Origin of the sequence: Nonomuraea aridisoli (genome assembly GCF_003236395.1) — a bacterium.
Classification (GTDB): domain Bacteria; phylum Actinomycetota; class Actinomycetes; order Streptosporangiales; family Streptosporangiaceae; genus Nonomuraea; species Nonomuraea aridisoli.
On sequence record NZ_POUD01000294.1, the window covers coordinates 1 to 10,935 of the forward strand.

Here is a 10,935-nt window from a genome sequence, read left to right on the forward strand (position 1 = left end):
GTGTGGCCCCACTCTGGGCGGGTGGCGTCGGTCTTGGTCAGGTGGTTAGTTCGGTGCGGAGGGCGTCCGGGGTGGTGACGGGGGCGCGGCAGGTGAAGCGGCGGCAGACGTACGCCGCCGGGGACTCGCCGACCAGGTCGCGGCCCTCCAGGAGCGCCGGGAAGGACTCGCGAGGGGTCAGCGGGTCGCCGGTGCCGCGGTCGGCGCCGCCGCCGTGGCCCACAGCGATCACGAGCCCCGGGACGTCGGCGAGGAGCGCCTCGCGGTGCAGCGCCGCCGTACGGGGATCGTCGGCGGGACCCACCACGGCCACCTCCACGGGGCCCGACAGCGCGGCACGCGCCACCGCGAGCCCCCAGCCGGCGAAGCGGGCGTGGCCGGGCGCCAGCACCGACACCGTGCCGAGCGCCGCCTCGGCGGCCTCACGGTGCCGGGTGGAGCCGGTCAGCGCGCCGTAGGACAGCAGCGCCCCGGCGGCGGCGTACCGGCCGGAGGGGGTGGCGTTGTCGGTGGCGTCCTGCGGGCGCTGGAACAGCCGCTCGGCGTCGTCGGCGGTGTCGTAGAAGCCGCCCGACCCGTCGGCGAACCGGTCGAGCACCGTGTCGAGCAGCGAGCCCGCCAGCCGCAGCCACCGGGCCTCCCCGGTGACGCCGTACAGGGCGATCAGGCCCTCCGCCACGTCGGCGTAGTCCTCCAGCACCCCGGCGTTGGCCCCCGCCCGGCCGTCGCGCGACGTGCGCAGCAGCCGCCCGTCGGCCACGTGCACGTCGTCGAGCAGCTCGGCCGCGGCCGTGGCCGCCGCCACGAGGTCGGGCCGTTCGAAGACCGCGCCCGTCTCGGCCAGGGCCGCGATGGTCAGCCCCGTCCAGGAGGCCACGACCTTGTCGTCGCGCCCGGGACGCACCCGGCGTTCCCGCGCGGCCAGCAGCCGCGCCCGCACGTCCGCGTAGCGGGCCGGGTCGTCGGGGTCGCGCGGCAGCTGCAGAACGGACGTGCCGTGCTCGAACGTCCCCGTGACCTCGAAGAGCTCCGCGGCCCAGCGGCCGTCGTCGTCGCCGAGCAGCTCCGCCAGCTCCTCGGGCCTCCAGACGTAGAACTTGCCCTCCACGCCCTCGCTGTCGGCGTCGAGCGCCGAGGCGAACCCGCCCTCGGGCGTGCGCATCTCGCGCAGCAGCCAGTCGGCCGTCTCCAGCGCCACCCGTCGGGCGAGCTCGCCGCCGCCCGCCTTCCACCAGTGCGTGTAGACGCGCAGCAGCAGGGCGTTGTCGTAGAGCATCTTCTCGAAGTGCGGCACGACCCAGCGGGCGTCCACGCTGTAGCGGGCGAAGCCGCCACCGAGCTGGTCGTAGATGCCGCCGCGGGCCATCGCCTCGAGGGTGCGGCCGGACATCTCGCGCTCGCCCGAGCGCAGCAGGAACTCCAGCACCATGGACGGCGGGAACTTCGGCGCCCCGCCGAAGCCGCCGTGGGCGTCGTCGAACGACTCCCTCAGGTTGGCCAGGGCCTTCCCCAGCGTCTCCTCGCCCGGCAGGGGCCCGTTGGGCAGCGCGGCGTTGGAGTTGAGCACCTCCACCACCTTCGCGCCCTGCTGCAACACCGACTGCCGGTCGCCGGTCCACACGTTGTGCACCTCGGTGAGCAGCCGGCGGAAGTGGGGCCGCGGGAAGTACGTGCCGGCGTAGAACGGATGGCCGTCGGGCGTCGCGAACACCGTCATCGGCCAGCCGCCCTGCTGCGTCATCGCCTGCGTGGCGGTCATGTAGACCGCGTCGACGTCGGGCCGCTCCTCGCGGTCGACCTTGATGTTGACGAAGTGCTCGTTCATCAGCGCCGCGGTCTCGGCGTCCTCGAAGCTCTCGTGAGCCATGACGTGGCACCAGTGGCAGGCCGAATAGCCCACGCTGATGAGCAGGGGCACGTCGCGGCGCCTGGCCTCCTCGAACGCCTCCTCACCCCAGGGGTGCCAGTCCACGGGGTTGTCCGCGTGCTGCAGCAGGTAGGGGCTCGTGGCGTCTTTCAACCGGTTCATCATGACCTCCTCGATTCACCCTATGCGTCGCTCGGCGGACGGTTGTGGGCCAGGTCACGCCCGCGGCGCGCTGCGGCTGACTCGGACGGCGGTCACGGCGTAGGTTACGGGCGTGGATATGGACTTCGTCTGCGCCCACGCCGGCCGCCCGGCACCGGCGCTCACCCGCAGGGACGTGGCGCGCGCGCTGCTCGCCGTACCGTCGGGGGTGGCGCTCGTGGCGCTGCCCGACCTGCGGCGGGAGATGCTGGCGGCGGGAAACCCGCTCTCGCGGGCGTTCTGGGAGTCGGCCAAGGCCGTCCTCAGCTCGATCGAGGCGGGCCAGGCCACGGTGGGCGACGTGCAGCGGTGGCTGGAGTCCACCGGCACCGAGCCGATCCTCATGACGCCCAGCTACTTCGTCTGGCCCGAGGAGGACGAACGCGGCCCCGTGGCCACGGAGATGTACGACCGCCTGGTGGCCCACCTGGAGGAACGCGTGGCGGCCGGGGAGATCGACCCCGACGCGCTGGTGACGGGCGACCGGGAGGCCCGCAGGGCCTACGAGGAGCTGCAGGAGCAGTGGCTCGGCACGCCGCTGCCCGACGGGCGGGTGCCCGGCTTCGCGGTCAGCGACGAGCAGGACGAGGAGCTCTTCAACGCCTGGGACGAGGAGGAGGCGTTCGCGCTGTCGGAGCTGCAGCGCATCATGGCGGAGCTGCCCAAGCAGCCAGAGACGCCCGTGGAGGAGCTGGAGGCCGCCGCGGCGCGGCTGCGCGTGCTGCTCGCCCTGCCCGGCTACCCGTCCAACGTGCTGCGGGCCTGCGCCGGGTTCGAGGACCGGCCGCTGCCCGACGACGACACCGAGCTGTGGCTGTCGGTGGCGGCCGGCATCGCCGGGCCCATCTCCGATCTGTCGGAGGGCGGCGACGTGCTGGAGGAGTTCGTCGACCTGGAGGGCGAGCTGAGCCAGGAGGACACCGTGCTGGCCAATCTGTGCGCGATCCAGCACGCCGACTGGCTGGCCGGGGTGGCCGCGCTGGCGAGGATGGGGCCGGGGGTGCTGGCCTCGCCGGAGCGGATGGCACGGCTCATCGCCGAGTCGGAGGACATCGACGTCGACGAGCACGCCGAGGACGACCTCGACACCACCGAGAGCCTCTTCGCCTCGGTCGTGACGCTGTGGGGCTATCTCGGCGTCGTGGACGAGGACGACGTGCTGACCCCGCTGGGCTGGTGGGGGCTGCCCAAGGCGCTGGAACGCGCCTGGTCGCCCCCGGCCGAGTGATCCCTCAGGAGTCGACGAGCTCCTTGAACTCCGGGTGGCGCTCGATGTATTTCGCGACGTACGGGCAGGCCGGCACGACGCGCAGGCCGGTGTCGGCGCTCACCTGGAGGGCGTGGCCGACGAGCTTGCCCGCCAGGCCCTGCCCTTCGTACTCGGGCAGGACCTCGGTGTGGGTGAAGATGACCTTCGTGGGCAGCAGCCGGTAGTCGGCGAACCCGGCGAGCTTGCCGTCCACGTGGATCTCGAATCGATTCTCCGTCGGGTTGTCGACCACTTCTGTCGGCATTTACCTGGCCTTCTCGTCGTCTTCGACCTTCTCGTCGTGCGCGTCACCCTCGTGCGGCACTTCGATCTTCGACATCTGCTTGTTCATCGACTTGATCAGAAGATAGAGGGCGAACCCGATGAGGGCCACGACGACGAAGCCCAGCAAACCCGGACTCACATCACCCGCTGCTAGAACGCTCACCCTTCCAGTCTGCCACCTGGAGGCCGTGGTCCCTTCAGTGGCAGGCGGGTGAGACGTCGTCGGCGTGGATGCCCGCGAACAGGTCGTCCTCCGGCAGCTCGGTGTCGACCAGCGAGCGCGCCAGGTGGTAGTCCTCCGTCGGCCAGACCTCCTGCTGGAGCTCCCGGGGGCAGGCGAACCAGAAGCCCTCGGGGTCGATCTGGGTGGCGTGGGCGAGCAGGGCCTCGTCGCGGATCTGGAAGTAGTCGCCGCACGGCACCCGCGTCGTGGTCTCCCACTTGTTCTTGGCGGGGCGGTCCTCCCAGCGCGCGATCCAGTCGGAGTAGGGGGAGCCGAGGCCACGGGAGGTCATCACCTCGTGCAGCGCCTCGAAGCGCTCCTTGGTGAAGCCCATGTGGTAGTAGAGCTTCAGCGGCTGCCAGGGGTCGCCGGTGCCGGGATAGCGGTCGGGGTCGCCGGCCGCCTCGAACGCCTCGACCGAGACCCGGTTGGTCATGATGTGGTCGGGGTGCGGGTAACCGCCGTCGTCGTCGTAGGTGATGATGACGTGCGGCCGGAACTCGCGGACGGCGGCCACCAGGGGCCTTGCGGCGTCCTCCAGCTTCTGCAGCGCGAAGCAGCCCTCGGGCAGCGGCTCGTCCTCGTTCTCCGGCAGGCCGGAGTCGACGAAGCCCATGAAGCGCTGCTCGACGCCGAGGATCTCGCGCGCGCGGTCCATCTCGGCCCTGCGCACCTCGGCGATGTTGGCCACGATCTCGGGGCGGTCCATCTTGGGGTTGAGCACCGATCCGCGTTCGCCGCCGGTGAGCGTACAGACCAGCACTCCCACGCCTTCGCGCACGTAACGCGCCATGGTGGCGGCACCCTTGCTCGACTCGTCGTCGGGGTGGGCGTGGACGGCCATCAGCCTCAGCGGTGCACTCACGGGCTCGATGTCTCCTCAGTCAGGACCGGGCAGTCACCCAGAGAGGTTAGTTTCTGCTGGGCGGTCGCGAGGGCACACCCCTCGCGGGCGACAATTGTCTCGGATAACGCCGAGGGAGTGCAGGGAGATTCCGCCATGGTCACCAGAGATGTCGAGGACGGGCCCGTTCTCGGCACCCCCGACGACTACCCCGATCGTCCCAGGCGAAGGGGCCGGCTCGTCGTCCACGTGGTGATCGGCGTGCTGGTGGCCATCATCGCCGGCGGCTGGGGTTACGTCATGTGGTCGATGACCGCGAGCGGCTCCGGCGCGCCGTCGCAGGTGGTGACGTTCGAGGTGCTGAGCCCGAGCCGGGCCGAGATCACGTTCGAGATCTACAAGCCGGACGACCGGGTCGCGGTGTGCCGCATCCGCGCGCTGGACGTCGACCACGCGGAAGTCGGCATCAAGGAAGTAAGAATCCCGGCCGGTGAGGGTAGTAAGCAGATCAAGGAAAGCCTGGACACCACTGGTCAGGCCACTTCCGTCCACATCCAGTACTGCAATCTCGTATAGTGAGACATTTGGGGAAGCGTTCTCGCCGTTGTCTTGTTACCCTTTCGCAATTCAACCGTACGCAACCTCGAAGTGATCTCAGGGCCCCCTAGGCAAGCAAGGAGAACCCGTGGCCGACTCTCGCGATGAGAACGTCACATGGCTGACGCAGGAGGCGTACGACCGCTTGAAGGCGGAGTACGAGTATCTCTCTGGCCCCGGGCGCGTCGACATCGCCAAGAAGATCGAAGCCGCCCGTGAAGAGGGCGACCTGCGTGAGAACGGCGGCTACCACGCTGCCAAGGACGAGCAGGGCAAGATGGAGGCCAGGATCTTCCATCTGCGGCAGATCCTCGACAACGCCCAGGTGGGAGAGGCCCCGAAGACCGAGGGCGTGGTCGGCCCCGGCATGACCGTGACCATCAGGTTCGTCGGCGACGACGACGAGGTCACCTTCCTGCTCGCCTCCCGCGAGGAGAGCGGAGCGCCGATCGACGTCTACTCGCCCAAGTCCCCGCTGGGCGCGGCGATCAACGGCAAGAAGATCGGTGAGAAGGCGACCTACGCCCTGCCCAACGGACGGCAGAACACCGTCGAGATCCTGGAGGCCGTGCCGTACGTCGGCAACTGACCCCCCCGCACGACGACCGCCGGGCCGACGTCGGCCCGGCGGAATTTTTGCGTGCCCCGGGACACGGCCCGGGGCACGGCTCAGGAATCCGCGAGGATCTCAGTTTTCTCGTCAAATCCCGTAAACGGCGCAACACGTACAAGCTGGTGCCGTTCATCGTGGTGGCGCTCGTTGCGGTGCTGACCGCCGACGTGCTGCTGCTCATGCAGCCGCCGGAGGAGCCCGCCGGGTTATCCGCGGGCTCCCGCGTCCGGCCCGAGCAGAGGCTGCTGGCGCAGAAACAGCCGCAGGAACAGTCACAGCAGCAGGCACAGCAGCAGGCACAGCAGCAGCCGCAGCCGGCCGTCACGCCGGTCGCGCCGCTGCGGAAGCTGCACAAGCCCAACCTGTTCGTGCTCACCCGCAAGCCGTTCACGAACGAGCTGCTGCGGAAGGTGGCCGCGTTGCCCGGTGTGCGGGCGCTGGAGCTGGCGGACGCGGCCTCGATCGTGCTCGACAACAAGCGGGTGCAGACCCTCGGGGTGGATCCGTCCACGTTCCGGGCGTACACGCCGAAGGTGACCGCTTCGTCCGACGCGCTCTGGCAGAACGTGGCGGCCGGCGACGTGGCGGTGTCGTTCGTGCTGGGCAACGACGGCGGGCTCACGCTGCACCGGCGGGTGCAGGGACCGGCCGGGCCGCTGCGCATCGGCGCGTACGCCACGACCGGCTTCGGCGCCGTGGACGCCGTGGTCGCCAAGGACGTCGGTCGCAGGCTCGGCCTGCCCCACGACAACGCGCTCATCGTCAGCGCCCCCAAGGCGGCCTCCGACGACCTGCGCGCGGCCATCCTGCGGGTGCTGCCCAAGGGCACCCAGGTGGCGCTGGTCAACCCGGTGATCCCGCCGGAGCGGCAGCAGGTGACGCCGCGCGAGTGGCCGGCGGGGTCGTTCATGACGGGCGAGCAGCTCACGGCGGCGCTGCGGGCGGCCGTCTCCAAGCTGGGCCGCCCGTACGTGTGGGGCGCGGAGGGTCCCGACACCTTCGACTGCTCCGGCCTGGTCCAGTGGGCCTACGCGCAGGCGGGCGTGCGGATGCCGCGGGTGACGCACCAGCAGTGGCTGACCGGGCCGCAGGTGCCGTACGCGCAGGCGCAGCCGGGCGACCTGCTCTTCTGGCGCAACGACCCGACGAACCCGGCCTACATCTCCCACGTGGCCATTTACTGGGGCGACGGGAAGATGTTGCACGCGCCCCGAACCGGCGACGTGGTCAAGATCGTGCCGGTGACCACCCGTAACCTGGCCGGAGTGGTCAGGATCAGCCCCGTGCAGGCCGCCAAGGTCCGCTGAGGCTGGGGCTGGGGTTGGGGCTTCCTTCCGCGCACAGTGTCCTGTCGCCTCACGTGCGTTCCGGGCGCAACTCAGTAATGTTGATTACATGACTACAGAGGATGAGGTCCGCGGCTGGTTCACCGGGCGGCTGCCCCAGGAGTGGTTCACCGGTGCTCCCACGATCATCCGCGACCGCGAGGAGATCGCGGTCGTCGGCGCGCTGCCCGACCCGCCCGCCGACGTGCCGGAGGCCGAGCGCGTCGCCCTGATCGAGGGGATGGCGAGGAGGTTCAGGGAGGAGACGCGGGAGCGGCGCGTCGACATCGCCAAGGAGGCCGAGCGCCGGTTCCGGCAGAAGGTGTCGTGGGGCGTCGCCTGCGGCGGCGAGACTGTGATGTTCACCACACTGTCCGTGCCGGTCATGACGCGGTTGCGCCAGTCTGAGCGCCAGGTCCTCGACACGCTGGTGGCCGCCGGTGTGGCGCGCAGTCGCAGCGACGCCCTCGCCTGGTGCGTACGCCTGGTCGGCAGGAACGCCGACACGTGGCTGGCCGATCTGCGCGAGGCGCTGCAGCATGTGGACCGGGTGCGCTCCGCGGGGCCCGACGTGCATTCATGAGTCCGTTCCGCCGAAATGGACTAAACCACTGGGGATATTGGTTTAGACCATCTGGATTGGACTGGACCAGTGCTCCGAATTTCTTCTTTTAAATCCACTCCGGCTGGGTAGGGTCCCCCAATCGTCAGGGCCGCTGCCTGCGACGACGGCCTCGCCAAACAGGTCTATGCCAATTGGCCTTCCCGCCGCTTCGTCGTTAATGATGACTGGGCCCTGGGAGAGTGGAGGAGTCAAAGTCGTGTCCGTTTCCGTGGAAGTGAACGCGCCCACCAGCAATGCCGAATTGGTCGCGTGGGTGAACGAGATCGCAGCCCTGACCCAGCCCGACCGCGTGGAATGGTGCGACGGGTCGGAGGCGGAGTGGACGCGCCTGACCAACCTGCTCGTCGAGCAGGGCACGCTCACGCGTCTGGCCGCCCGTCCCAACAGCTTCTACGCCAAGTCCGACCCGAGCGACGTGGCGCGGGTGGAGGACCGCACCTTCATCTGCTCCGAGCGCGAGGAGGACGCCGGCCCGACGAACAACTGGATCGCGCCCGACGAGATGCGCCGCACGTTCGGCGAGCTCTTCAAGGGCTGCATGCGGGGCCGCACGATGTACGTCGTGCCGTTCTGCATGGGCCCGCTCGGCGGCGAGATCTCGCAGCTCGGCGTCGAGATCACCGACTCGGCGTACGTCGCCGTCTCCATGCGGATCATGACCCGCATGGGTGAGCGGGCGCTGCGGCTCATCGAGGAGCGCGGAGCGGCGCGAAAGGCCGGAGAGAGCGAGGAACGAGCCAACGGAGGCCGCAGCAAGCGCGACCATGAGCACAGCGACTTCGTCAAGGCCGTCCACTCCGTCGGCGCCCCGCTGGAGCCCGGCCAGGCCGACGTGCCCTGGCCGTGCAGCACGACCAAGTACATCAGTCACTTCCCCGAGACCCGCGAGATCTGGTCGTACGGCTCCGGCTACGGCGGCAACGCGCTGCTCGGCAAGAAGTGCTACGCCCTGCGCATCGCCAGCGTCATGGCCCGCGACGAGGGCTGGATGGCCGAGCACATGCTCATCCTCAAGCTCACCCCGCCGGACGGCGAGCCGCGCTACGTTGCCGCGGCCTTCCCGAGCGCCTGCGGCAAGACCAACCTCGCGATGCTCCAGCCGACGATCCCGGGCTGGAAGGTCGAGACGATCGGCGACGACATCGCCTGGATGCGCTTCGGCGACGACGGCCGCCTGTACGCGATCAACCCGGAGGCCGGTTTCTTCGGCGTGGCCCCCGGCACCGGCCAGGTCACCAACGCCAACGCGATCAGGACGCTCTGGGGCAACTCCATCTTCACCAACGTCGCGCTCACCGACGACGGCGACGTGTGGTGGGAGGGACTCACCGACGAGCCCCCGGCGCACCTGACCGACTGGAAGGGCCGTTCCTGGACGCCCGACAGCGACGAGCCCGCCGCCCACCCCAATGCCCGCTTCACCGTCCCGGCCTCCCAGTGCCCGACCATCGCACCGGAGTGGCAGGACCCCAAGGGCGTGCCCATCTCGGCGATCCTGTTCGGCGGCCGCCGCGCCACCGCCGTACCTCTGGTGACGGAGTCGCTGAGCTGGCAGCACGGCGTCTTCCTCGGAGCCAACGTCGCCTCCGAGAAGACCGCCGCCGCCGAGGGCAAGGTCGGCGAGCTGCGCCACGACCCGTTCGCGATGTTGCCGTTCTGCGGCTACAACATGGGCGACTACTTCGGCCACTGGCTGGAGATCGGCCGCCGCGAGGGCGCGAAGCTGCCGCGCATCTACTACGTCAACTGGTTCCGCAAGAACGCCGACGGCAAGTTCATCTGGCCGGGCTTCGGCGAGAACAGCCGGGTGCTCAAGTGGATCGTCGAGCGCCTCAACGGCGCGGCGGAGGCCGTGCCCTCGCCGATCGGCCTGCTGCCCGCCGAGCTCGACACCGAGGGGCTCGACCTGTCCGACGACGACCTGCGCACGCTGCTTACCGTCGACCGCGAGGTCTGGCGGGAGGAGGCGGCGCTGATCCCGGGCCACTTCGAGAAGTTCGGCTCCCACCTGCCCAAGGAGCTGTGGGACGAGTACAACGCGCTGCTCGACCGCCTCGGCTGAGGCGGCTGACGGCGGTCCCGGCGGACCGTCGCGGCTCTCCACACAGGCGCCGGCCGTCCTCGCGACGGCCGGCGCTTCGGCGTTCGCCGGCAGAAGCGGAAGTCGTGAGCAAATGGTGCTAAACCCCTGCTGGGCCGGGGGCCGAGCCTACTGTCGGAGACACGCGTCACTTCCGACAGCCGGGCCTGGAAGGCCCGCAGAGGGGAGGCCGTTCATGGATCTGGCTCTGCTGATCCTTGCCGTGGCCCTGGCGGCGTTCGCCGGCCACATCACCCGCTCGATCCGGCGCGTACTCACGGCCCTGCGCGCGATCAGGACGAGCGACAGATCTCCCGACCTCGGCCACTACGAGCTGGCGTACCTCGCGGGAGGCCCCCGGCGGGTGGCGGAGACCGCCCTCGTGCTGCTGACCGAGGTGGGAGCCCTACGGGCGGCGCGCGGCGGGGTCGTCCACCCGGTCGCCGGCGGCCTGCGATCGGACGAGCCGATCGACGACGTCGTCCTGTCGGCCGTCCCGCTCTCCGGGTCCTCCGCGCTCTCGCTCAGGGACCGGATCGCCCGCGGCCGGGCCCTGGAACAGCTCGGGAGGAGTCTCACCGAGCGCGGCCTGATCCGTCCGGACGACCTGTTCTGCGACGTCGACCGGCTGAGCGTGCGGGTGCGGGTGATCACCGTCCTGGCCTTCGCCGGAGCCGTGCTGTCGGGGCTGCTGCTGCTCGGCGGCGTGACCCCGATGAGCATGGCGGCCCCGGCGCTCTTCGTGGCCACGATCGCCCTCATGGTGTTCGCGGGCACGATGCTGAGCTCGCGCGCCCGCGCCGCGAGCCATCGGCCGGCCGCCACGCTGACGCCGAAGAGCGCGCCCAGGCGGACGCTCGCCGCGCCCGTGCCGACCCCGGCCGGACACAAGGTGCTCGAGGAGGCCAGGTCGGCGCACCGGCGGGCCGGCGAGGCCCACCTCACCGTCGCGCTGTACGGCCCCGGCCGGCTGAGCCGCGACTCCGATCTGTACGGGGCGTTCGACCCTGTCTCTTATACACAGCT

The 10,935-nt window shown here is 70.4% G+C and carries 11 protein-coding genes; 7 read left to right on the forward strand and 4 right to left on the reverse strand.

Going from position 1 to position 10,935, the window contains the following annotated elements; translation table 11 throughout:
• Positions 1-37 precede the first annotated feature (37 nt).
• Positions 38-2,032: a thioredoxin domain-containing protein gene (locus tag C1J01_RS40730; protein ID WP_111184396.1), complete on the reverse strand. Its 1,995-nt coding sequence runs from the start codon at positions 2,030-2,032 to the stop codon at positions 38-40.
• A gap of 115 nt (positions 2,033-2,147) precedes the next feature.
• Here C1J01_RS40730 and C1J01_RS40735 point away from each other — a divergent pair, with 115 nt between their 5' ends.
• Positions 2,148-3,296 (forward strand): hypothetical protein, encoded by a 1,149-nt coding sequence (locus C1J01_RS40735; protein WP_111184397.1) that lies wholly within the window; start codon positions 2,148-2,150, stop codon positions 3,294-3,296.
• Positions 3,297-3,300: 4 nt separating this feature from the next.
• Here C1J01_RS40735 and C1J01_RS40740 read toward each other — a convergent pair whose 3' ends face one another.
• The 3 genes from C1J01_RS40740 to mca are packed head-to-tail and all read right to left on the reverse strand — an operon-like array spanning position 3,301 to position 4,690.
• A complete protein-coding gene (locus tag C1J01_RS40740) occupies positions 3,301-3,582 on the reverse strand; it encodes a GNAT family N-acetyltransferase (RefSeq protein WP_111184398.1) in 282 nt (93 codons plus the stop codon).
• Positions 3,583-3,741, reverse strand: coding sequence for a hypothetical protein (locus tag C1J01_RS50530; RefSeq protein ID WP_181449241.1), 159 nt, complete (start codon positions 3,739-3,741; stop codon positions 3,583-3,585).
• A 58-nt stretch (positions 3,742-3,799) separates the two neighbouring features.
• Complete coding sequence (gene mca / locus C1J01_RS40745) at positions 3,800-4,690, reverse strand: mycothiol conjugate amidase Mca (RefSeq protein WP_111184399.1); 891 nt, start codon at positions 4,688-4,690, stop codon at positions 3,800-3,802.
• Between the two features lie 135 nt (positions 4,691-4,825).
• On the opposite strand from mca, the gene C1J01_RS40750 reads away from it, so the two are divergent.
• The 6 genes from C1J01_RS40750 to C1J01_RS40775 all read left to right on the forward strand — a co-directional run.
• The gene (locus C1J01_RS40750) at positions 4,826-5,245 is read left to right on the forward strand and encodes a DUF4307 domain-containing protein (RefSeq protein ID WP_111184400.1); all 420 of its coding nucleotides are present in this window, start codon (positions 4,826-4,828) and stop codon (positions 5,243-5,245) included.
• 109 nt (positions 5,246-5,354) lie between these two features.
• Positions 5,355-5,855 carry a transcription elongation factor GreA gene (gene greA / locus C1J01_RS40755; protein WP_111184401.1) on the forward strand — a complete coding sequence of 167 codons (501 nt, stop codon included), beginning with the start codon at positions 5,355-5,357 and terminating at the stop codon, positions 5,853-5,855.
• Between the two features lie 146 nt (positions 5,856-6,001).
• Entirely contained in the window at positions 6,002-7,186 is a 1,185-nt protein-coding gene (locus C1J01_RS40760) for a C40 family peptidase (protein ID WP_235854992.1), read from the forward strand.
• 88 nt (positions 7,187-7,274) lie between these two features.
• On the forward strand, positions 7,275-7,787 hold the full coding sequence (gene abmR / locus C1J01_RS40765) for an ATP-binding transcription factor AbmR (RefSeq protein ID WP_111184402.1): 513 nt from the start codon (positions 7,275-7,277) through the stop codon (positions 7,785-7,787).
• Positions 7,788-7,989: 202 nt separating this feature from the next.
• A complete protein-coding gene (locus C1J01_RS40770; RefSeq protein ID WP_111184404.1) occupies positions 7,990-9,891 on the forward strand; it encodes a phosphoenolpyruvate carboxykinase (GTP) in 1,902 nt (633 codons plus the stop codon).
• 214 nt (positions 9,892-10,105) lie between these two features.
• Positions 10,106-10,935, forward strand: an 830-nt coding sequence (locus C1J01_RS40775; protein ID WP_181449242.1) for a TIGR04222 domain-containing membrane protein, incomplete at its 3' end; no start/stop codon positions are given.